The following is a 20813-nucleotide window of genomic DNA, read 5'->3' on the forward strand; positions in this document are numbered from 1 at the left end:
AGCTCGCCTATACAAACAGGGGAGACGGCAAGATGCCGCCTCCCCGTTCACTATGATCCTGGCGCGTACGCCAAGATTACTTCTGCCAGCTCTTCACCAGTTCGTCGTAGTTGATGGTGATCGGCTTTTCCTTCTCGTTCTCGATCTTCAGCTGAGGCGCGAGATTGCCGTTCTTGACCGCGTCGGCGTTCCAGTAGGCGAGGTCATGCTCTTCGGCCATCTTCGGGCCGATATCGCCCTGGACGCCCGACTTCTCGATGCGGGTCATGACTTTTTCCTGCTCGGCGCAGAGCGAGTCCATGGCTTCCTGCGCCGTCTTGGCGCCGGACGAGGCATCGCCGATCGCCTGCCACCAGAGCTGTGCCAGCTTCGGATAATCGGGCACGTTGGTGCCAGTCGGCGACCACTGAACGCGGGCCGGCGAGCGGTAGAACTCGATCAGACCACCGAGCTTCGGCGCACGTTCGGTGAAGCTCTTGTCGTGGATCGTGCTTTCGCGGATGAAGGTCAAGCCGACATGGCTCTTCTTCACGTCGACCGTCTTCGAGGTCACGAACTGCGCGTAGAGCCAGGCGGCCTTGGCGCGGTCGGTCGGCGTCGACTTCATCAGCGTCCAGGAACCCACGTCCTGATAGCCGAGCTTCATGCCGTCCTTCCAGTAGACGCCATGCGGCGACGGGGCCATGCGCCACTTCGGCGTACCGTCGTCGTTCAGCACCGCCTTGGCGCCGGCGTCGACCATCGAAGCGGTGAAGGCGGTGTACCAGAATATCTGCTGCGCGACCGCACCCTGTGCCGGCACCGGGCCGGATTCGGAGAAGGTCATGCCTTGGGCTTCGGCCGGAGCGTAGGCCTTCAGCCAGTCGAGGTATTTTTGGATCGAGTAGACGGCAGCCGGGCCGTTGGTGTCGCCGCCGCGCGCCGTGCAGGAGCCGACCGGCTGTGATTTCTCGTTGACCTTGATGCCCCATTCGTCGACCGGCAGGCCGTTCGGCAGGCCCTTGTCGCCGTTGCCGGCCATCGACAGCCAGGCATCAGTGAACCGCCAGCCGAGCGACGGGTCCTTCTTGCCGTAGTCCATGTGGCCATAGACCTTCTTGCCGTCGATCTCGCGGCCGGTGAAGAACTCGGCGATGTCCTCATAGGCCGACCAGTTGACGGGAACGCCGAGGTCGTAGCCGTATTTCGCCTTGAAGTCGGCCTTGTTCTTCTCGTCGTTGAACCAGTCGTAACGGAACCAGTAGAGGTTGGCGAACTGCTGGTCGGGCAGCTGATAGAGCTTCTTGTCCGGCGCGGTGGTGAAGGAGGTGCCGATAAAATCCTTCAGGTCGAGGTTCGGATTGGTAACGTCCTTGCCCTCGCCCGCCATCCAGTCGGTCAGGTTGCGGACCTGCTGGTAGCGCCAGTGGGTGCCGATCAGGTCGGAATCGTTGACCCAGCCGTCATAAAGGTTCTGGCCGGTCTGCATCTGGGTCTGGATCTTCTCGACGACGTCGCCTTCCTGGATGACGTCATGCGTGATCTTGATGCCGGTGATGGCGGTAAAGGCCGGCGCCAGCACCTGCGATTCATACTGGTGGGTGGCGATGGTTTCGGACACGACCTTGATGTCCATGCCGGCGAAAGGCTTCGCGGCATCGATGAACCACTGCATTTCTGCTTCCTGGCCGGCGCGGTCGAGCGTCGACAGCGGGCCGATTTCCTTGTCCAGAAACGCCTTGGCCTCATCCATTCCGGCGTAGGCGTTGCCTACCCCGAGCAACAGGACAAGGGCAGTTGATGTTAAAAATTGCCGTCGCATAGGTTTCCTCCACATTTAGGTTTCAAGTGTGATCTGGAACGGCCGCCGGCACGCGGTCGCTCCAACAGTTTCCCCCTCTATACGTAGCGGAACACGCCAACGGCGTAGACCACGGAGAGAGCGAGAGCCCACCACAGGTTGGATCCGACAAGACCCAGCCAAACGAGATGGATAAAGGCGCTGCCAAGCAGCGACAGAAAAAGACGGTCGCCGCGCGTCGTCTCGAAGCGCAGGATGCCGACGCGCGGATTGCCGCCCGGCGAGGCAAATTCCCAAAACGCCATGCCGCACAGCAGTAGAAGAATGGTGCCGAAGAACGCCGCCGTCGGCCACGTCCACGCCATCCAGGTGAGGTCGAGATTCATGGTGACACCCTCCCCAGGGCAAAGCCCTTGGCGGTGGTGGTGAGGGTGAACCCGTGCTTTTGTTTCATCACACCCTCCCCAGGGCGAAGCCCTTGGCGATGTAGTTGCGGACAAACCAGATGACGAGCGCGCCGGGGATCAGCGTCAGCACGCCGGCGGCAGCGAGCAGGCCCCAATCCATGCCGGCGGCCGAAACGGTGCGGGTCATGGTGGCGGCGATGGGCTTGGCATCGGTGGTCGTCAGCGTGCGAGCGATCAAAAGCTCGACCCATGAGAACATGAAGCAGAAGAAGCAGGCGACACCGATGCCACTGGCGATCAGCGGCATGAATATCCTGACGAAGAAGCGCGGGAAGGAGTAGCCGTCGATATAGGCTGTTTCGTCGATCTCTTTGGGCACGCCCGACATGAAGCCTTCGAGGATCCACACCGCCAGCGGCACGTTGAACAGGCAGTGCGCCAGCGCCACAGCGATGTGGGTGTCGATCAGGCCGAAAGCCGAATAGAGCTGGAAGAACGGCAGCGCGAACACTGCCGGCGGCGCCATGCGGTTGGTCAGCAGCCAGAAGAACAGATGCTTGTCGCCGAGGAAGCGGTAGCGCGAAAAGGCGTAGGCCGCCGGCAGCGCCGCAGCCACGGAAATCACCATGTTCATGACAACATAGGTGATCGAGTTGATGTAGCCCGAATACCAGGACGCATCGGTGAAGATAGTGACGTAGTTGGCGATCGTAGGCTGATGCGGATAGAGCGTCAGCGAGGAGACGATCTCGGCATTGGTCTTGAAGCTCATGTTGATGAGCCAGTAGATCGGCAGCAGAAGCACGATGATGTAGATCGTCGGCACGATCCACCACCAGCGCGATTCCTCGCCGCGCTTGCGCATCAGCCGGGCGACCTGATCCTGCGAAAGCGTGCTCGCCAATTTTCCCGAAGCGGTGGTTTCGCTCACTCTGTCGGCTCTTTCGTTGGCGCCGCTCATCTCAGCGCTCCGCGTCGTAGTTGGTCATCACGGTGTAGAACACCCACGACAACAACAGGATGATCAGGAAGTAGACCAGCGACATGGCGGCCGCCGGACCGAGGTCGAACTGGCCGAGCGCGGTCTTGACGAGGTCGATCGACAGGAAGGTGGTCGAGTTGCCGGGGCCGCCGCCGGTGACGACGAAGGGCTCGGTGTAGATCATGAAGCTATCCATGAAGCGCAACAGCACGGCGATCAAAAGCACACGCTGCATCTTCGGCAGCTGGATATAACGGAACACCGCCCAGCGCGAGGCGCCGTCGATCTTGGCCGCCTGGTAGAAGGCATCCGGGATCGAAACCAGGCCGGCATAGCAGAGCAGCACGACAAGGCTGGTCCAGTGCCAGACGTCCATGATGATGATGGTGACCCAGGCGTCGAACGGATCCTGAACGTAATTGTAGTCGATGCCGAGCGCGTTGACGTAGTAGCCGAGCAGGCCGATGTCGTTGCGGCCGAAGACCTGCCAAATGGTGCCGACGACGTTCCACGGAATGAGCAGCGGCAACGACATAAGCACTAGGCAGACCGGCACGCCCCAGCCCTTCTTCGGCATGTTGAGCGCGATGAATATGCCGAGCGGCACTTCGATGGCCAGAATGATGAAGGAGAAGATCAGGTTGCGCACCATCGCTTCCCAGAAGCGGCTGGACGACAGCAGTTCCTCGAACCACTGGGTGCCTGCCCAGAAGAAGACGTTGTTGCCGAAGGTGTCCTGCACCGAATAGTTGACGACCGTCATCAGCGGAATGACGGCCGAGAACGCCACCAGCACCAGCACCGGCAGCACCAGGAACCAGGCCTTGTTGTTCCAGGTCTTTTCCATCTATGCCCCCATCTCGACACGCCCCATCTCAACCAGCCAGGAATCGGCATAGATGTTGATGCCGGCCGGATCGAAGCGAACCTTTGGGTCGGCCGGCACGCTCTCGTCCTCGCCGATGACGGCAGCGATCTCGCGGCCTTCGAGGCTGGCGCGCACCACCTTGTGGCGGCCGAGATCCTCGACCTTGCTGATTTTAACCGCCATGCCGTCACGGCCGAGCCTGACATATTCGGGGCGGATGCCGAGTTCGATGGCGCCGGAGCTCCCAGCGGCGGTCTTTGGCGCGCCGGGCAGCTCGATGCGTTGGCTGCCAATGGTCGCGGTCTTGCCGTCGATCGCCACCGGCATGACGTTCATGCCGGGCGAGCCGATGAAGTAACCGACGAATGTGTGGCGCGGGCGCTCGAACAATTCAGCCGGCGTGCCGATCTGGACGATGCCGCCATCATACATGACGACGACCTGGTCGGCGAAGGTCAGCGCCTCGGTCTGGTCATGGGTGACATAGACCATGGTGTAGCCGAAGCGGCGGTGCAGTTGCTTCAACTGCGAGCGCAGCACCCACTTCATGTGCGGATCGATAACCGTCAGCGGTTCGTCGAACAGGATAGCATTGACATCCGAGCGCACCAAGCCGCGGCCGAGCGAGATCTTCTGCTTCTGGTCGGCGGTCAGGCCCCTCGCCTTCTTCTTCGCCCACGACGCCAGGTCGATCATCTCCAGCGTCTCGCGCACCTTGCGGTCGACATCGGCCTCCGGCACGCCGCGGTTGCGCAGCGGGAAGGCAAGATTGTCGTAAACGGTCATGGTGTCGTAGATGACCGGGAACTGGAACACCTGCGCGATGTTGCGCTCCTGCGTCGACAGATTGGTGACGTCCTTGCCGTTGAACAGCAACTCACCGTGCGAGGGGTGCAAAAGTCCCGAAATGATGTTGAGCAGCGTGGTTTTGCCGCAACCCGAAGGCCCAAGCAGCGCGTAGGCGCCGCCATCCTCGAATGTGTGGTGCACTTCCCGCAGCGCAAAATCGGCATCCTTCTGCGGATTGGGCAGGTAGGAGTGCCTGACATGGTTGACGTCGATGCGCGCCATCTCTCCCCCCTCAGGCCGCAAGCTTCGGCGCGGCGACGGCGCTGCCGTTGCTGTCGAAGACCATGATGTGGCGCGGATCGATAAACACCTCGATCTCGGCGTCGGGCTCGAAATCGCGGATGCCGTGGGTCAGCATGACCCAGCGCGCATCGGCAAAATCGAGATGGATGAAGCTTTCCGAGCCGGTGATCTCGGTGATCGTCACCTTGGCGCGCACCGGCACCGCGGCAGCGTTGGGCCGCTCGAGCGACAGATGATGCGGCTGGAAGCCGATCGTGTAGTTGGCGTCGGCAATGCCGGCGAGTTCTGCCGGTACCGGCAGCTTGACGCCGCCCTCGAGAAGGAAATCCGGACCTTTCTTGGCCAGCACGATGGTGTTGAGCGGCGGATCGGCAAAGGTTTTCGCCGTCACCAGGTCGATCGGCTTGCGGAAGACGTCGATGGTCGGCCCGAATTGAGTGATCCGCCCCTCGGACAGCGTCGCCGTATTGCCGCCGAGCAGCAAGGCTTCATGCGGCTCGGTCGTGGCGTAGACGAAAATAGTGCCGGCGGCGGCAAATATCTTGGGCAGTTCGGCGCGCAGCTCCTCGCGCAATTTGTAGTCGAGGTTGGCGAGCGGCTCGTCGAGCAGCACCAGGCTGGCATTCTTGACGATGGCGCGGGCCAGCGCCGTACGCTGCTGCTGGCCGCCGGACAGGCTGAGCGGCGTGCGGCCGAGATAGGGTGTGAGCTTCAAAAGCCCTGCCGCGTTTCGGACTTCCTTGTCGATCTTGGCCTGGTCGGTGCCGGCGACGCGCAACGGCGAGGCGATGTTCTCGTAGACGGTCATCGCGGGGTAGTTGATGAACTGCTGATAGACCATGGCGATCTTGCGCTGCTGCACCGGCATGCCGGTGACATTCTGGCCGTCGAACCAGACTGAACCGTTGGTCGGCACGTCGAGTCCGGCCATCAGCCGCATCAGGCTGGTCTTGCCCGACAGTGTCGGCCCGAGCAAAACGTTGAGCGAGCCGTGCTGAAGCGTCAGCGACACGTCGCGGATATGCTCCAACGCGCCGACCATCTTCGTCACGTTTCTCAGTTCCAGCATGATGCCTCCTCCCAGGCTTTGTGCATCAATCGCCTTCCCTATTCCGCTGCCGCGACATGGCGCCGGCTGATGCCGCGCATGAATTCGTCAAGCGCCGAGGCCTGTTCGCGGCTGAGATGCAGACCGCGCTTGGTGCGACGCCACAATACATCTTCGGCGGTCAGCGCCCATTCGTTTTCGCAGAGGTAGCGTACCTCGGCCTCATAGAGATCGGCGCCGAAATTGCGGCCGAGATCGGCGTTCGACTTGGCAAGGCCGAGCAGCACTTGCGCGCGCGTGCCGTAAAGCCTGGTCAACCGACGCGCCAGGCGCTGGTCGAGGAAAGGATAGGCGCTCTTCAGCTTCGCCACCTGGACGTCGAAACCGGTGGCCGGGAAATCGCCGCCCGGCAAGGGCGCGTTCGCCGTCCACGGCTTGCCGCGCTTGCCGAGAAAACCTTCGACCTTTTCCAGCATCGATTCCGACAACCGGCGGTAGGTGGTGATCTTGCCGCCGAAAGCGTTGACGATCGGCGCCTTGCCCCCGCCGCCATCGGCTTTCAGCACATAGTCGCGGGTCGCTTCCTGCGCCTTCGAAGCGCCGTCGTCGTAGAGCGGGCGCACGGCCGAATAGGTCCAGACGATGTCGGGGCGCGTCACGGCCTCAGCAAAATATTCGCTCGCCGCCGCGCAGAGATAGTCGATCTCGGTGTCGCTGATCTTCACGTCATGCGGATCGCCGGGATAGTCGCGATCGGTGGTGCCGATCAGCGTAAATTCTTCCTCGTAGGGAATGGCGAAGATGATGCGCCCGTCCTTGTTCTGGAAGAAGTAGGCGCGCGGATCATCGAACTTCTTTTTGATGACGATATGACTGCCCTGCACCAGGCGCACATTGTGCACGTCGTTCTGGCTCACAGTGGTCGACAGGACGTGGTCGACCCACGGACCGGCGGCATTGACCAGCAGCCGGGCCTTGACCTCCTCTGCCTCTCCCGTCTGCACGTCTTCCACGCGGATCGCCCACAGATCGCCTTCGCGCCGCGCCCCGACGACTTTCGTGCGGGTGCGGATGGTGGCGCCGCGGTCGGCGGCGTCACGCGCGTTCAACGCCACCAGCCGGGCATCGTTGACCCAGCCGTCCGAGTACTCGAAAGCCTTGTGAAACAGCGGCTTCAGCGGCTTGCCGGCCGGATCCTTGGACATGTCCAGTGTCCGGGTCGCCGGCAGCAATTTGCGGCCACCAATATGATCGTAGAGGAACAGGCCGAGCCGGATCAGCCAGGCCGGGCGCAGGCCCTTGGCGTAGGGCAGCACGAAGCGCATCGGCCAGATGATGTGCGGCGCGTTCTTCCACAGAACCTCGCGCTCCATCAGCGCCTCGCGCACAAGTCGGAACTCGTAGAATTCGAGGTAGCGCAGGCCACCATGGATCAGCTTGGTCGAACCGGAGGAGGTTCCGCTGGCAAGATCGTTCATCTCAGCCAGAAACACCGAAAAGCCCCGCCCAACGGCGTCGCGGGCGATGCCGCAGCCATTGATGCCGCCACCGATGACGAAGATGTCATGGATTGCGTCCACAAAGCCCTCCCGCGATTTCGCATTGCAGCATTTTTAGGTTTTTACGAAACCGTAGCGGGATTATTTCGAAATAAGAACGAATGTCAAACGAAATATCACGGGGCCGTGATGGCGCCGCTATCCGAGCGACGTTTCAATCAATTGCACCTCGGCCTCTTCGCAGATCCGGCGCACCGACGGGATGTCGCAATGGTCGGTAATGAAGGTGTTGACCTGCGAGAGATGGCCGATGCGAACCGGCGCGGTTCGTTCGAACTTGGTCTGGTCGGAGACCAGGATGACATGCCTGGCATTGGCGATAATGGCTTGCGCGACTTTCACTTCGCGAAAGTCGAAATCGAGCAGCGCGCCGTCATGGTCGATGGCCGAGGCGCCGATCACCGCATAGTCGACCTTGAACTGCCTGATAAAATCGACCGCGGCCTCGCCGACAACGCCGCCGTCGGAGCCGCGCACGACGCCGCCGGCGATTACCACCTCGATCGAAGGATAGATGCGCATCCTGTTGGCAACATTGATATTATTGGTGATGACCATGAGCCCGGTATGGTCAAGCAGCGCCTTGCTGACCGACTCGGTCGTGGTGCCGATATTGATGAACAAAGATGCGTTGTCGGGTATCAGCCTGGCCGCCGCGCGGCCGATCGCCTCCTTCTCGTCGGCGGCAATCTTGCGGCGCGCCTCATACTCCATGTTCTCGATGCCGGACGGGAACAAGGCCCCGCCATGAATGCGCGTCAGCAGCCGCTGATCGCAGAGATCGTTGAGGTCCTTGCGGATGGTCTGCGGCGTCACGTTGAAGTGCGTGGCGAGGCCATCGACCAGCACACGGCCATGGTCCTTCGCCATCTGGATGATTTCGGCATGGCGCGGCGACAAATACACTGAGAACCTCCCGTTTTCGTTTTTCTTGTTTGTAGCTGAAAACGAAAGCAATGAAAAGGGAGACGCCGGCTAATGAAATATCGATGATTGCAAAGGCGAACCGGGCAGATACGGCTCAGACCCGCTCCGCCACCTTGCGGGTGACAGCCGCGACTTTACCTGGCGAGCGGATCATCAGGAAATTGCCGGACCAGTATCCCGGGATTCGCCAAGTGCCTTTGATCTCGGTTGCATCACCGTTGATGATGCCGCTGTAGTGAATCGGGTGCGCCTTCAATTGGGCCTTGTCGTATGTCTTGGTAAAGGAGACGGCGTTGCCCTCTCGCTGCCCCTGCAGGCTTGCGTATCTTGCCGTGCTGGTCGCCGCCGGTTCGTGGGTCATCCCCGTCAAGCTGGTTGCCGTCTCGATCAGCGTTGCAACGAAGGAAACCGGCGGCAGTTCGCGCGGATAGAAATAGCGCCCGCTCCAGACGCCCGTCAGATTCTGGCTAACCCCTTCGGCCCTTCCGGCCATATGCTTGCTCGCAAGTCCTTGCTGGCTTGCCCCGGCGGCGGCAACCACCCGGGCAATCCCTGTCAGTCCTTCGGGGATCTTGCACACTCGCAGATGACAGTGAAGGCGGTATCGACATCGGCCGCGGTTGTCTCGAACTGGCCTGCCTGGAAGCGGATGGCGACCCGCCCATCGACACGCGTCTGCGTCAGGTAGATACGGCCGTCATTGTTGATGGCGTCGACCAGACGCAGATTGTGCTCGTCGCAGTCAGCGCCGGATGCGGCGCGATGCCGGAACGAGAACAGCGACAGCATCGGCTGGCTGGCGAGCTCGAAATCCTCCTCCTCGGCCAGGCGCGCTGCTATGCCTTCGCTCCAGGCGACGTGATTGCGGATCATGGTGCGCAGCGCCTCGAGGCCATGGGCGCGCAGCAGGAACCACAGCTTCAGCGCCCGGAAGCGACGGCCGAGAGGCACCGACCATTCGGAGTAGTTGATGATGCCGTCATGACCGCGAGTTTTCAGATAGTCCGGCTTGATCGCCAGCGTGCGCACGAGATCCTCCGGCTGACGGACGAACTGGATCGAGCAGTCGAATTGCGCGCCCAGCCATTTGTGCGGGTTGAAGACGATCGAGTCCGCGCCCTCGACACCGGTCCAGAAATGCCGGTATTCCGGACAGATCATCGCCGATCCGGCCCAGGCGGCGTCGATATGCAGATAGAGCCCCTGGCGTTTGGCCACCGCGGCCACTTCAGCGATGTCGTCGGTGCCGCCGGTGCTGGTGCCGCCGACGCACGCGATGATGCCGGCCGGCAATAGGCCGGCCGCGCGGTCGGCAACAATCGCCGCTTCCAAAGCCGCGGTATCCATGGCGCGGTAGGTGCCGGCGACGGGAATGCGGACGAGGTTTTCCTCGCCAATGCCGGCGACCCAGATGGCGCGGTCGATCGAGGTGTGCACCTGGTCGGAGGAATAGACGCGCAGCCTGCCCTGCCCGGAAAGACCCTTCTTGTTGCCCTGCCAGTCGAGCGTGCGCTCGCGCATGGTCAACACGGCGGCCAGCGTCGCCGATGATGCGGAGTCCTGGATCACGCCGGAAAAGCCTTCGGGCAGGCCGAGCGCCTGGCGCATCCAGTCGACGATGCGCGTCTCAAGCTCTGTCGCCGCCGGCGAAGTCTGCCACAGCATGCACTGCGCGGCCATCGCAGAGACCAGATATTCGGCCACCACCGAGACGGGTGCTGCATTGGCCGGGAAATAAGCAAAGAAACGCGGATGCTGCCAATGCGTCATGCCGGGCACGATCTTGGCTTCGAAATCGGCGAAGATCGTCTCCATCGATTCCGCGGCCTCCGGCGGAGAAGCTTCGATGCTCCTGAAGATCTCGCCCGGCGCTATGGCAGGTCGCACGGGCCGATCGCGAAGGCCGGCGCGGTAATCAGCGCCCCAGTCGGCGGCGCGCCTCGACCAGTCGCGGAATTGCTCGTTGTCCATGGATCCTCCCGACGCGCCGATCAGCCAGCCGTTTGAATTTTGATTAACATGTTAAATAGAGACAGGCAACCGCGACGAAGGTTCCCGCGCTACCCCGGAAAATCCGGCAGGCTGGCAAAGGCCGTCTTCAACGCGTTCGACCAGCCTTCGGAAATAGCACGATAATATCGATCGTCCTGGCCGATGCGCTTTTTCAAACCCACCGTGAACGTGTCCTCCTCCAGGAACAGCAGGTCGAGAGGCAGGCCGACGGACAGGTTCGATTTCAGCGTCGAATCGAACGATACCAGCAAGAGCTTGACCGTTTCAGCCAGGCTCATCGTCCTTTCATAGGCACGGATGATGATCGGCTTGCCGTATTTGGTCTCGCCGATCTGGAAGAACGGCGTGTCGTCGGTCGATTCGATGAAATTGCCCTCGGGATAGATCATGAACAGCCGTGGCGGGCTGCCCTTGATCTGGCCGCCGAGGATGAAGGAGGCGTTGAAATAGGAATCCGCCTTTTCGCCGGCAGGCGACGAGCTGGCGATGACTTCCTTGACGGTGTCGCCGACCAGCCGCACCGTCTGGTACATGGATGGGGTCTCGAGCAGCGTCGCGTGGCGTTCCGCCACTGCCTTGGTGCGCTCGTCGAGCAGGCTGACCACGGCCTGCGTCGTGGCCAGATTGCCGGCCGACATCAGCACGATGACGCGCTCGCCTGGCTCTTCCCAGACATGCATCTTCTTGAAAGTGGAGATCGAATCCATCCCGGCATTGGTGCGCGTGTCCGACATGAACACGAGCCCACGATCGATCTTGAGGCCGACGCAATAAGTCATGGAATCTCTTCAGGCAGCAATCTTGCCGGAGACTACTGCTCTACCGTGACGGTGACTGCAAGCTGTTCCTCCGCCTGTCCCAGTCGAATTCCCGATACCGGCGAGGCGTCGCGATAATCACGGCCGGTGGCTACCCTGACATAGCGTTCATCGGGGGAAATGCCGTTGGCGGCGTCGAAGGCGACCCAGCCGAGACCCTGAACATGAGCTTCGGCCCAGGCATGGCTCGCCGCCTGCTCGATGGCCGCATCCATCATCAGATAGCCACTGACATAGCGGGCCGGAAAACCCATGACGCGGGCTGCGGTGACAAAGATGTGGCTGTGATCCTGGCAAACGCCGGTCTTCAGCGCCAATGCCTCTTCCGCCGGGGTCGTCACACTGGTGGTGCCCGGCGTGTAGGCGACGCGCTCGACGATCAGCGCCATCAGCCGATGCAGCCTTTCGATGTCGGTACCTTTGCCGACCGCCGCGGCAAGCTCGCTTATGCCCTCGCCGGGGATGGTCAAAGCTGTCTCCTGGCTGAACAGCCACAGCGGCGCAAAGCCGTGATGCGGGCCGGACACGCCTGCTGTGTCGCGCGTGACAACCTCGCCGGAGGCCTCGACGGTGATGAAGTCGCGCTCGCCCTCGACGCTCAACAGCCTGTTATCGTTGCCAAAATGGTCGTTAAAGCGGACTTCCTCTCGCGCGCCCTCGATCTTCAGCGCCCAGGACAAGACGGTCTGCGTCGGTCCGCTGACCGGTAACAGGCGTAGCCGCTGCAACAGATAGTGCACCGGCGCGTCGTAGCGGTATTCGGTACGGTGGGTGATCTTGAGCCGCATGCCTATTTTCCGTTTGTAAGCATGATCTTATCCGAAAACCGGGTCCCACTTGTCGCTAGCGCGGCCCTCCGGTTCGCGATCATGCTCAATTGAACCGGTAATCTTGTGCGATCTCTTCGCCAAGCTTGGTGTTGTCTTGAATGAACCTGGCCAGGAATTCGTGCAGGCCGGCGTCGAATATGTCCTTGATCGACCCTGCCTGCAGCATCGCCTGTGTCCTGTCGACGGTGGCGTGGCAGGCATGACGGTCGCCATAGTCGTCGCCGAGGAACTTCAGATGCTCGGCGAGAAAACGATAACAGAAGGTCAGCGAGCGCGGCATGCGCACATTGAGGATCAGATAGTCGGCAATGTTGGTTGGTTTGTAGTCGGCCTCATAGACCCAGCGATAGGAACGGTGCGCCGACACCGAGCGCAGGATCGATTCCCACTGGTAGTTGTCGAGGCTCGAGCCGACCCAGGAGATCGACGGCAGCAGCACGTAGTATTTCACGTCGAGGATGCGTGCCGTGTTGTCGGCCCGCTCGACATAGGTGCCGAGCTGCGAGAAGTCGAAGATCTCGTTGCGCAGCATCGTGCCGTAGAACGAGCCGCGGATCAGCGCCGTCTCGCGTTTGATGGCGTCGAGCACACTCGGCAGGTCGCGCTCGTCGATCGGCTTTGCCAGCATGCGCTTCAGGGCCATCCAGGCTTCGTTGATGCTCTCCCAGGTCTCGCGCGTCAGCGCGGTGCGCACCATGCGGGCATTGTTGCGAGCGGTCTCGATCGCCGACATCGTGCTCGACGGGTTCGAGGTGTCGCGCAGCAGGAAGTCGGCGACGTTGGCGGCGGTATAGTCCTTGTATTTCTGCGTGAAGGTGACGTCGGAGCCGGCGCTGAGCAGCACCGAATTCCACTCTTCCGACGCGCTCTGGGTGCGGGTCAGCGCCATGCGAAGGCCGGCATCGACCAGACGCGCCATGTTTTCCGCCCGCTCGATATAGCGGTTCATCCAGTAGAGCCCGTTGGCGGTGCGGCCGAGAAGCATGTGAAGTGGCCCTTCGGGCTAGTGAGTAGGGAATAGTGAGTAGGGATTAGTAAGCATTTGAATCTCTGTGGAATATGGCATTTCTTGTCCCTCTACTGCCTACTGCCTACGGCCTACTGCCTACTGCCTACTGCCCTATTCCCTACCTAATCGTCCAACACCCACGTATCCTTCGTGCCGCCGCCTTGCGAGGAATTCACGACCAACGACCCCTCCTTCAGCGCCACCCGCGTCAAGCCGCCGGGAACGATCTGGATTCGGTCGGAGACCAGAACATAGGGCCTGAGATCGACATGGCGCGGCGACAGGCCTTTTTCGGTCAGGATCGGGCAAGTCGACAGCGCCAGCGTCGGCTGGGCGATGTAGTTGGAGGGCTTCGCCTGCAGCTTCTTGGCGAAATCCTGGCATTCCTTCTTGGTCGCAGCCGGGCCGACCAGCATGCCGTAGCCGCCGGAGCCGTGCACTTCCTTGATGACCAGCTCATGGATGTGTTCGAGCACGTATTTCAGGCTGTCGGGCTCCGAGCAGCGCCAGGTCGGGATGTTGCCGAGGATGGCCTTGCGGCCGGTGTAGAACTCGACGATGTCGGGCATGTAGGAATAGATCGCCTTGTCGTCGGCGATGCCGGTTCCCGGCGCGTTGGCGATGGTGATGTTGCCGGCGCGGTAGACGTCCATGATGCCGGGCACGCCAAGGGCCGAGTCCGGCCGGAAGGTCAGCGGATCGAGGAAGGAATCGTCGACGCGCCGGTAAAGCACGTCGATCTGCTTGTAGCCTTCGGTCGTGCGCATGGCGACGTGGCCGTCTACAACGCGCAGATCCTGGCCTTCGACCAACTGCACGCCCATCTGGTCGGCGAGGAAGGCATGTTCGAAATAGGCGGAGTTGAAGCTGCCCGGCGTCAGCACGGCAATGGTCGGTGCGCCCTTGGTGCTTTGCGGCCGCACTGCCGCCAGCGACTGGCGCAGCAATTGCGGATAATTCTCCACCGGCCGCACCTTGATCTGCTGGAACAGTTCGGGAAAGAGCTGCATCATCGTCTCGCGGTTCTCCAGCATGTAGGAGACCCCCGACGGCGTGCGCGCATTGTCCTCCAGCACGTAGAACTCGTTCTCCGAGATGCGGACGATATCGACGCCGATAATGTGGGTGTAGACGCCGGCCGGTGGCCGCACTCCGATCATTTCCGGCAGGAACGCCTCGTTCCTGGCGATCAGCTCCCTCGGCACGCGGCCGGCGCGCAGGATTTCCTGGCGGTGGTAAATGTCGTCGAGGAAAGCGTTCAGCGCCTGCACGCGCTGCTCGATGCCTTGCGTCAGCCTTCGCCATTCATTGCCGGAGATGATGCGCGGCACGATGTCGAAGGGGATCAGCCGCTCGGAGGCTTCCTGCTCGCCATAGACGGCGAAGGTAATGCCGGTCTTGCGGAAGACGCGCTCGGCGTCCTGCATCTTTTCGGTAAGCCTGGCCGGGTCCTGCTCCTTCAGCCAGCGGTCGTAAGCCGTATACGGTTGTCTAAGCCCGGAAACTTCCGGAAGCATTTCATCGAACGCTGCCAATCGCATACTCCCCTGTGACGCCATTTCACTGGCGTCGTGGGAGAAAATCAAGCGCAATCGGTGATTTGGAGGATATCGGCGATCAGTATGTTCCGACTGCCCAAAATTCGGGCAGTCGGAACAGGACCTTAATCAGGCTCTGCCTTGTCGCCGGGCAAGTGCCTGATGCGGCCATAGCAGTTCACCGTTTCATGGAAACGGCGACCTGCCATGGCTTTTTGCTTTGACGCAATTCCGGACGGAAAACCGCTTCACACTTTTCCTGGAATTGCTTTAGAATGCGCGGAAAGTGACGACCGTGAAGGTGTCCTTGATTCCGGGAATAATCTGCACTTTCTCGTTGACGAAGTGGCCGACATCTTCCTCGTCGTCGACGTAGAATTTGGCAAGCAAGTCGTAATTGCCGGCGGTCGAGTAGATCTCCGAGGCGATTTCGGCATCGGCGAGCGCGCTGGCGACCTCATAGGACTTGCCCAGATCGCACTTTATCTGCATGAAAAACGTCTTCATTGCCGGTCCCGATCAAGCTTCAGCACTCAAGCGGCCCTTGTGGCAGACTGCCGCCCGGCTTTCAAGCATCAGGCGGAGCGGGCCTTGGCGACGGCTTGCCTCAGTTCAGACACCGGCATGCCGCGCCGGTACAGGTTGCCGCCGATGACCAGGGCTGGCGTGCCGCGCAGCTTGAACGCCGTCGCCTGGGTTTCAGTGCGGACAAGGGCAGCGTCGATGTCGGGTTCACGGATGGCGAGGTCGGCACGCACCATGGCCACATCGACACCGACGGAAGAAAGGATGTCGTTGGTGCGGCGTTCCGAAAGGCCGCGCTGGTTGGTCATCAGCGCATCGACCGCCGCGGCATAGTGTTCGCCGCTCAACAGCGCCACCCGCGCCGCGTCGCGCGACACGTCGCCGAAGATCGGCCAGTCCTTCATCACAAGCCGAACGCCGCTGTCCTCTTCCATCAACTTCTTCAGCTCGACGAAGACGAGCTTGCAGATCGGGCACTGATAGTCGACGAATTCGGCGATGGTGACGTCGCCATCGGGGTTGCCGAGCGCTGGAATGGCGGGATCGAAGGCGACTTCCGTGACGGTCGGCCCAGTGCTTGCCCAGGCGGGCAAGGGAGCCAAAACTGCGAGGCTTGCCGCGCCCTTCAGCAAAACGCGCCGGTCGATCGGCTGCTTGAACATGGTCGTCCCCTGGTTGCGCGAACGGGTCCCCACCCGTCCCTACGATGCGCGCCCCGCGTTAAAGGAGGCTTAAGCATGATCTTGTGGCACTTGCGTGGCAAATATTGCGGTTGCTGAAACCGTGAGGCTCCGCCAAGCGTATGGTATGATGCGTCCCGGGACAGGTTTTGTTGAGGACAATGGAGACAGGCCATGCGCCGCACCGCATTCGCAGTCGTTTCATTGCTGTTCGCGTTGTTCGTCTCGGCAGCCCTTGCCGGCGACGCCGAAGTCAAGGCCGGCCAGGCCGTCATCGATGGTCAGTTGAAGGCGCTCATCGCCAATGATGGCGCCAAGGCGTACAGTTTCGCCGCTCCGAATGTGAAGCGCATCTTTCCGACCGTCGACACCTTCATGAACATGGTGACCAACGGCTATCCGCCGGTGCGCCAGCCGCAGAGCTATTCCTTCGGCAAGGTCGAGCAGATGGGGCCAACTTCGATAATCCAGCAAGTGCTGATCGTCGGACCCGACGGTAAGGACTATGAGGCGGTCTACACGCTGGAACAGCAGCCCGACGGCAGCTTTCAGATCACCGGCTGCAGCTTGCGCGCAGCGAATTCGCTCAGTACCTGAGGCCCGGCTACAGCACCGGAATATCACCCCTCGCCCATCCCTCTGAAATGTCTGATGTGCGCGCCTCGAAGGCCTTTGCCTCGATCGCGGCGCGAACGTCCTGCATCAGCTTCTGATAGTAAGACAGGTTGTTCCACGTCAGAAGCATCGCGCCCAGCGCCTCCTGCGAGCGCACGAGATGATGCAGATAGGCGCGTGAATAGTCGCGTGCCGCCGGGCAGTCACTCTCCTCGTCCAGCGGCCGCGGATCGTCCGCATGGCGGGCATTCCTGAGATTGACCTTGCCGCGCCTGGTATAGGCCAGGCCATGGCGGCCGGCGCGGGTCGGCATCACGCAGTCGAACATGTCGATGCCGCGCGCCACCGATTTCACGATGTCGTCCGGCGTGCCGACGCCCATGAGATATCGAGGCTTGTTGTCAGGCAATTCCGGACAGGTGATCTCCAGCATATCCAGCATCACCGCTTGCGGTTCGCCGACGGCCAGGCCGCCGACCGCATAGCCCTTCAGCTCCATCGCGCTCAGCGCCTGCGCCGAACGCACCCTGAGAGCTGCGTTGTCGCCACCCTGGACGATGCCGAACATCGCCTTGCCGGGCTGATCGCCGAACGCTGTCTTGCAGCGCTCGGCCCAGCGCAGCGACAGCTCCATCGCGCGCTCGATCTGCTTGAGGTCGGCCGGCAGCGCTGTGCATTCGTCGAGCTGCATCTGGATGTCGGAATCGAGCAGGCCCTGGATCTCGATCGAGCGCTCCGGCGACATCTCGTAGGCAGCGCCGTCAATGTGCGAGCGAAAGGTGACGCCCTTCTCGGTCAATTTTCTGAGCTTCGACAGCGACATGACCTGAAAACCGCCACTGTCGGTCAGGATCGGCTGCGGCCAGCGGGCGAATTCATGCAACCCACCAAGCCGCGCCACGCGCTCGGCGCCGGGGCGCAGCATCAGATGATAGGTATTGCCCAGGATGATGTCGGCGCCGACGCCGCGCACCTGGTCCATATACATGGCCTTGACCGTGCCGCCGGTGCCGACCGGCATGAAGGCCGGCGTGCGGATTTCGCCGCGCGGCATGGTGATGGAACCGCGCCGCGCCTTGCCGTCGGTGGCGAGGATCTTGAAGGTGAATGTCTCAGCCATTGAATTCCTTGTCATGGACAGGCGCGCCTGGCGCCTGCCTGTCGAGCGACTGGCGGTATTGGATGCAGCCGCGCATGAATTTCGGCCATGGCGGCACGGCAATCGATGGATCGGTCCTTTCCGGCAGCAGATCCCACAAGTTGGGGGGATGCCAGTGGCCGGTGGCATCTCGATGCTGGCGAATGCCGGCACGCAATTTCTTCACTTCGGCGATCAGGCTTTCGCGATCAAAGGCCTGCAGGTCATCGTCCATCGCTCATCTCCGCTCGATAAAGCAGGCTTGCATCTCCGTAGGAATAGAACCTGTAATCGTTCCCGATGGCATGAGCATAGGCCGCACGCATCGTATCTAGGCCGCTGAAGGCCGAAACCAGCATGAACAGCGTCGAACGCGGCAGATGGAAATTGGTCATCAGCAGGTCGGCGGTCTTGAACCGATAGCCCGGCGTGATGAAGATGTCGGTCGGGCCGGACCAGGCGGTCAGCGAGCCATCAGGCCGTGCCGCGCTCTCCAGCAGGCGCAGCGAGGTCGTGCCGACAGCGATGATGCGCCCGCCCCGCGCCTTGGCGCCATTCAGAGCGTCGGCTGTTGCTTCGCTGACCGAGCCGGTCTCGGCATGCATCTTGTGGTCAGCGGTGTCGTCCGCCTTGACCGGCAGGAAGGTGCCGGCGCCGACATGCAAGGTGACGAAGCGGCGTTCGATGCCTTTTGCATCCAGCGCGGCAAACAGCTCCGGCGTAAAATGCAGGCCTGCGGTGGGGGCAGCGACTGCGCCCTCCTCCTTGGCATAGATTGTCTGGTAATCCGTCAGGTCGCGTGCGTCGTCGTCGCGCTTGGAGGCGATATAGGGGGGCAGCGGGATGTGGCCGACGGCGCGCAGCGCTTCGTCGAGAAATGGGCCGGAGAGGTCGAAGCCGAGCAACGCCTCGCCGGCGTCGCCCTTCTCGATGACCGTGGCGTCGAGTTGGCCGAGAAAACAGGAATTGCCGTCATGGCCGAAATGGATGCGGTCGCCGGCGGCGATGCGCTTGCCCGGCCGCATGAAGGCCAGCCAGCGGTCCGGCGCCATGCGCATATGCAGCGTGGCGTCGACCTGCGCCTGCGCTTCGCCGCGCCGCCTGATGCCTCTCAACTGGGCAGGAATGACCTTGGTGTCGTTGAAGACCAGCACGTCGCCCGTTCTGAGCAAGGACGGAAGGTCGCGCACCGCGCGGTCCGCAAAGTCTTCGCCTGGCCTGACCACCAGCATTCTGGCGCTGTCGCGCGGCTCGGCCGGGCGCAGCGCGATGCGCTCCTCCGGCAGGTCGAAGTCGAAGAGATCGACGCGCATCAGTAGAGCCGGACGAGCAGCGCTCCGGCCAACAGCAGCACCGCGCCGGCGATGCGGCCGAGCGAAATCTCGCGCACCGCCACGCCGAGAAAGCCGACGCGATCGATCAGCATGCCGGCCAGCAACTGGCCGGCAACCAGGAACGCCATCAACGCGGCTGCACCAATGCGCGGCGTAAGAATGGTTGACAGGGTAACATAGAAACCGCCGAGCATGCCGCCGGCGATGAACAGCCAAGGCGCCGGCGCCTTCCAGTCGAGCGAGATGTCCTGCAGCCGCACAACGGCAATGGAGATGATACCAAGCACGATCGCGCCCGACAGGAACGAAAACGCAGCAGCCGCGACCGGGAGCCCCAGGCCGCGCGCCAGCTGCGAGTTGATCGGCGCCTGGACGGCGATGAAGGCGCCTGACAGGATGCCGAGCAGCGACCAGACCAAGCCCATCATCTTCGTTTGTCCTTACCTGACGTCGGCCGCGACCTTCAGCGACACGATCTTGTCGGGATCGACCACCGGCTCGCCGCGCTTGATCTTGTCGACATTGTCCATGCCTTCGATGACCTGGCCCCAGACCGTGTACTGGCGGTTGAGGAAAGCGGCATCGTCGAAGCAGATGAAGAACTGCGAATTGGCCGAGTTCGGGTTCTGCGAACGGGCCATCGAGCAGGTGCCGCGACCATGGTTGGCGTTGGAGAACTCAGCCTTCAGGTCCGGCTTTTCCGAGCCGCCCATGCCCGCGCGGGAGGGGGCAAAAGTGGGCTTGGTCGAATTGCCGAACTTGACGTCACCGGTCTGCGCCATGAAGCCTTCGATGACGCGGTGGAAAACCACGCCGTCATAGGCGCCTTCGCGGGCCAGTTCCTTGATCCGGGCGACGTGGCCCGGGGCCAGGTCGGGGAACAGTTCAATGACGACCTTGCCCTTGGTCGTTTCCAGGATGAGCGCGTTCTCGCGGTCCTTGATCTCAGCCATGTCGGATATCCTTTATCTCAGAAAACAGAATGATTTGATAGGTTTACTTGTCGGCGGCGATGCGTACCTTGATCATGCGGTCGGGCTCACTGACCGTGCCGTTGTCCGCCTCGTTGCCCTTCTTGATCTTGTCCACCAGCTCTATGCCGCTGACGACATTGCCGACGATGGTGTACTGGCCATCGAGGTTCGGCGCCGGCGCGAACATGATGAAGAACTGCGAATTGGCGGAGTTCGGGTCCTGCGAACGGGCCATACCGAGCGTGCCGCGCTTAAAATGTTCGCTCTGCGAGAATTCCGCCGGCAGGTCGGGCAGGTCTGAACCGCCGGTGCCGACGGCCTCGGGGCTGAACCCCTTCTTCATGTTGCCGAACTTGACGTCGCCGGTCTGCGCCATAAAGCCGTTGATGACGCGGTGGAATGCGACATCGTTATAAGCGCCTTCGCGCACCAGCTTCTTGATCTGGGCGACATGCTTGGGTGCCAGGTCGGGGCGTAGCGCGACGGTGACGTCGCCGTTCTTCAAGGTGATGACCATGGTGTTTTCCGGTTCGGCGGCGAAGGCCGAAACGGATGCGGTCACGAGACCGGCAAGCACGACGAGGAACGAGGCGAGCTTTTTCAGCTGCATAAGGGATCTCCGAAGGTCTTTGTTAGGGTGCATGTCGTTGCCCCAAAACCGGCATCCACTTTTGGG

The 20813-nt window shown here is 61.8% G+C and carries 23 protein-coding genes; 1 reads left to right on the forward strand and 22 read right to left on the reverse strand.

Annotated elements, in window-relative coordinates; all coding sequences use genetic code 11:
* Window positions 1-76 precede the first annotated feature (76 nt).
* The 16 genes from NKI15_RS15565 to NKI15_RS15640 form a co-directional block, all read right to left on the reverse strand.
* Window positions 77-1801, reverse strand: coding sequence for an ABC transporter substrate-binding protein (locus tag NKI15_RS15565; RefSeq protein ID WP_023748726.1), 1725 nt, complete (start codon window positions 1799-1801; stop codon window positions 77-79).
* A 77-nt stretch (window positions 1802-1878) separates the two neighbouring features.
* Window positions 1879-2166 (reverse strand): DUF2160 domain-containing protein, encoded by a 288-nt coding sequence (locus NKI15_RS15570; protein WP_352514069.1) that lies wholly within the window; start codon window positions 2164-2166, stop codon window positions 1879-1881.
* Between the two features lie 67 nt (window positions 2167-2233).
* Window positions 2234-3148 (reverse strand): carbohydrate ABC transporter permease, encoded by a 915-nt coding sequence (locus tag NKI15_RS15575; RefSeq protein ID WP_023670976.1) that lies wholly within the window; start codon window positions 3146-3148, stop codon window positions 2234-2236.
* A 1-nt stretch (window position 3149) separates the two neighbouring features.
* Complete coding sequence (locus tag NKI15_RS15580) at window positions 3150-4016, reverse strand: carbohydrate ABC transporter permease (RefSeq protein WP_023670975.1); 867 nt, start codon at window positions 4014-4016, stop codon at window positions 3150-3152.
* Window positions 4017-5108 carry an ABC transporter ATP-binding protein gene (locus tag NKI15_RS15585; protein ID WP_023730147.1) on the reverse strand — a complete coding sequence of 364 codons (1092 nt, stop codon included), beginning with the start codon at window positions 5106-5108 and terminating at the stop codon, window positions 4017-4019. It lies immediately after the preceding gene.
* A gap of 10 nt (window positions 5109-5118) precedes the next feature.
* Window positions 5119-6198 carry an ABC transporter ATP-binding protein gene (locus NKI15_RS15590; protein ID WP_352674455.1) on the reverse strand — a complete coding sequence of 360 codons (1080 nt, stop codon included), beginning with the start codon at window positions 6196-6198 and terminating at the stop codon, window positions 5119-5121.
* Between the two features lie 38 nt (window positions 6199-6236).
* A complete protein-coding gene (gene glpD, locus NKI15_RS15595) occupies window positions 6237-7757 on the reverse strand; it encodes a glycerol-3-phosphate dehydrogenase (protein ID WP_352514071.1) in 1521 nt (506 codons plus the stop codon).
* Window positions 7758-7874: 117 nt separating this feature from the next.
* A complete protein-coding gene (locus tag NKI15_RS15600; RefSeq protein WP_352514072.1) occupies window positions 7875-8642 on the reverse strand; it encodes a DeoR/GlpR family DNA-binding transcription regulator in 768 nt (255 codons plus the stop codon).
* A 115-nt stretch (window positions 8643-8757) separates the two neighbouring features.
* Window positions 8758-9204, reverse strand: a complete 447-nt coding sequence (locus NKI15_RS15605; RefSeq protein WP_023754895.1) for a hypothetical protein — start codon at window positions 9202-9204, stop codon at window positions 8758-8760.
* A 14-nt stretch (window positions 9205-9218) separates the two neighbouring features.
* A complete protein-coding gene (locus NKI15_RS15610) occupies window positions 9219-10634 on the reverse strand; it encodes a pyridoxal phosphate-dependent decarboxylase family protein (protein WP_023688617.1) in 1416 nt (471 codons plus the stop codon).
* Between the two features lie 89 nt (window positions 10635-10723).
* The gene (locus NKI15_RS15615; RefSeq protein WP_023684646.1) at window positions 10724-11455 is read right to left on the reverse strand and encodes a proteasome-type protease; all 732 of its coding nucleotides are present in this window, start codon (window positions 11453-11455) and stop codon (window positions 10724-10726) included.
* A 32-nt stretch (window positions 11456-11487) separates the two neighbouring features.
* Window positions 11488-12282 (reverse strand): transglutaminase family protein, encoded by a 795-nt coding sequence (locus NKI15_RS15620; protein WP_023670966.1) that lies wholly within the window; start codon window positions 12280-12282, stop codon window positions 11488-11490.
* An 85-nt stretch (window positions 12283-12367) separates the two neighbouring features.
* On the reverse strand, window positions 12368-13309 hold the full coding sequence (locus NKI15_RS15625; RefSeq protein ID WP_023693403.1) for an alpha-E domain-containing protein: 942 nt from the start codon (window positions 13307-13309) through the stop codon (window positions 12368-12370).
* A gap of 146 nt (window positions 13310-13455) precedes the next feature.
* On the reverse strand, window positions 13456-14868 hold the full coding sequence (locus NKI15_RS15630; RefSeq protein WP_023670964.1) for a circularly permuted type 2 ATP-grasp protein: 1413 nt from the start codon (window positions 14866-14868) through the stop codon (window positions 13456-13458).
* 273 nt (window positions 14869-15141) lie between these two features.
* On the reverse strand, window positions 15142-15378 hold the full coding sequence (locus NKI15_RS15635) for an Lrp/AsnC family transcriptional regulator (protein ID WP_023670963.1): 237 nt from the start codon (window positions 15376-15378) through the stop codon (window positions 15142-15144).
* 68 nt (window positions 15379-15446) lie between these two features.
* Window positions 15447-16058, reverse strand: coding sequence for a DsbA family protein (locus NKI15_RS15640; RefSeq protein ID WP_023834127.1), 612 nt, complete (start codon window positions 16056-16058; stop codon window positions 15447-15449).
* A 192-nt stretch (window positions 16059-16250) separates the two neighbouring features.
* Between NKI15_RS15640 and NKI15_RS15645 the strand changes: the two genes are divergently transcribed.
* Complete coding sequence (locus tag NKI15_RS15645) at window positions 16251-16673, forward strand: DUF4864 domain-containing protein (RefSeq protein WP_352514073.1); 423 nt, start codon at window positions 16251-16253, stop codon at window positions 16671-16673.
* A gap of 7 nt (window positions 16674-16680) precedes the next feature.
* Here NKI15_RS15645 and tgt read toward each other — a convergent pair whose 3' ends face one another.
* Genes tgt through NKI15_RS15675 form a run of 6 tightly spaced genes read right to left on the reverse strand, consistent with a single transcriptional unit; the run spans window position 16681 to window position 20654 of the window.
* Window positions 16681-17811 carry a tRNA guanosine(34) transglycosylase Tgt gene (tgt, locus tag NKI15_RS15650; protein ID WP_023706199.1) on the reverse strand — a complete coding sequence of 377 codons (1131 nt, stop codon included), beginning with the start codon at window positions 17809-17811 and terminating at the stop codon, window positions 16681-16683.
* Complete coding sequence (locus NKI15_RS15655) at window positions 17804-18064, reverse strand: hypothetical protein (RefSeq protein ID WP_352514074.1); 261 nt, start codon at window positions 18062-18064, stop codon at window positions 17804-17806. The genes tgt and NKI15_RS15655 overlap by 8 nt, the downstream gene beginning before the upstream one ends.
* Window positions 18054-19142: a tRNA preQ1(34) S-adenosylmethionine ribosyltransferase-isomerase QueA gene (gene queA / locus NKI15_RS15660; protein WP_023834129.1), complete on the reverse strand. Its 1089-nt coding sequence runs from the start codon at window positions 19140-19142 to the stop codon at window positions 18054-18056. The genes NKI15_RS15655 and queA overlap by 11 nt, the downstream gene beginning before the upstream one ends.
* Window positions 19142-19591 (reverse strand): DMT family transporter, encoded by a 450-nt coding sequence (locus NKI15_RS15665; protein ID WP_023684639.1) that lies wholly within the window; start codon window positions 19589-19591, stop codon window positions 19142-19144. The genes queA and NKI15_RS15665 overlap by 1 nt, the downstream gene beginning before the upstream one ends.
* A 12-nt stretch (window positions 19592-19603) precedes the next feature.
* Complete coding sequence (locus NKI15_RS15670) at window positions 19604-20116, reverse strand: peptidylprolyl isomerase (RefSeq protein WP_023670956.1); 513 nt, start codon at window positions 20114-20116, stop codon at window positions 19604-19606.
* A 43-nt stretch (window positions 20117-20159) separates the two neighbouring features.
* Window positions 20160-20654 (reverse strand): peptidylprolyl isomerase, encoded by a 495-nt coding sequence (locus NKI15_RS15675; protein ID WP_245259922.1) that lies wholly within the window; start codon window positions 20652-20654, stop codon window positions 20160-20162.
* Window positions 20655-20813 lie beyond the last annotated feature (159 nt).

The sequence above is a fragment of the Mesorhizobium sp. M0862 genome (genome assembly GCF_040319795.1).
Classification (GTDB): domain Bacteria; phylum Pseudomonadota; class Alphaproteobacteria; order Rhizobiales; family Rhizobiaceae; genus Mesorhizobium.

What these genes read in the sequence shown, in the direction of transcription:
- NKI15_RS15610 (WP_023688617.1), bottom strand. Translation starts at nt 10,634, where the DNA reads ATGGACAACGAGCAATTCCGCGACTGGTCGAGGCGCGCCGCCGACTGG.
- NKI15_RS15670 (WP_023670956.1), bottom strand. Translation starts at nt 20,116, where the DNA reads ATGGCTGAGATCAAGGACCGCGAGAACGCGCTCATCCTGGAAACGACC.
- NKI15_RS15655 (WP_352514074.1), bottom strand. Translation starts at nt 18,064, where the DNA reads ATGGACGATGACCTGCAGGCCTTTGATCGCGAAAGCCTGATCGCCGAA.
- NKI15_RS15620 (WP_023670966.1), bottom strand. Translation starts at nt 12,282, where the DNA reads ATGCGGCTCAAGATCACCCACCGTACCGAATACCGCTACGACGCGCCG.
- NKI15_RS15645 (WP_352514073.1), top strand. Translation starts at nt 16,251, where the DNA reads ATGCGCCGCACCGCATTCGCAGTCGTTTCATTGCTGTTCGCGTTGTTC.
- NKI15_RS15615 (WP_023684646.1), bottom strand. Translation starts at nt 11,455, where the DNA reads ATGACTTATTGCGTCGGCCTCAAGATCGATCGTGGGCTCGTGTTCATG.
- NKI15_RS15665 (WP_023684639.1), bottom strand. Translation starts at nt 19,591, where the DNA reads ATGATGGGCTTGGTCTGGTCGCTGCTCGGCATCCTGTCAGGCGCCTTC.
- NKI15_RS15625 (WP_023693403.1), bottom strand. Translation starts at nt 13,309, where the DNA reads ATGCTTCTCGGCCGCACCGCCAACGGGCTCTACTGGATGAACCGCTAT.
- NKI15_RS15580 (WP_023670975.1), bottom strand. Translation starts at nt 4,016, where the DNA reads ATGGAAAAGACCTGGAACAACAAGGCCTGGTTCCTGGTGCTGCCGGTG.
- tgt (WP_023706199.1), bottom strand. Translation starts at nt 17,811, where the DNA reads ATGGCTGAGACATTCACCTTCAAGATCCTCGCCACCGACGGCAAGGCG.
- NKI15_RS15585 (WP_023730147.1), bottom strand. Translation starts at nt 5,108, where the DNA reads ATGGCGCGCATCGACGTCAACCATGTCAGGCACTCCTACCTGCCCAAT.
- NKI15_RS15575 (WP_023670976.1), bottom strand. Translation starts at nt 3,148, where the DNA reads ATGAGCGGCGCCAACGAAAGAGCCGACAGAGTGAGCGAAACCACCGCT.
- NKI15_RS15640 (WP_023834127.1), bottom strand. Translation starts at nt 16,058, where the DNA reads ATGTTCAAGCAGCCGATCGACCGGCGCGTTTTGCTGAAGGGCGCGGCA.
- NKI15_RS15590 (WP_352674455.1), bottom strand. Translation starts at nt 6,198, where the DNA reads ATGCTGGAACTGAGAAACGTGACGAAGATGGTCGGCGCGTTGGAGCAT.
- queA (WP_023834129.1), bottom strand. Translation starts at nt 19,142, where the DNA reads ATGCGCGTCGATCTCTTCGACTTCGACCTGCCGGAGGAGCGCATCGCG.
- NKI15_RS15570 (WP_352514069.1), bottom strand. Translation starts at nt 2,166, where the DNA reads ATGAATCTCGACCTCACCTGGATGGCGTGGACGTGGCCGACGGCGGCG.
- NKI15_RS15635 (WP_023670963.1), bottom strand. Translation starts at nt 15,378, where the DNA reads ATGAAGACGTTTTTCATGCAGATAAAGTGCGATCTGGGCAAGTCCTAT.
- NKI15_RS15565 (WP_023748726.1), bottom strand. Translation starts at nt 1,801, where the DNA reads ATGCGACGGCAATTTTTAACATCAACTGCCCTTGTCCTGTTGCTCGGG.
- NKI15_RS15675 (WP_245259922.1), bottom strand. Translation starts at nt 20,654, where the DNA reads ATGGTCATCACCTTGAAGAACGGCGACGTCACCGTCGCGCTACGCCCC.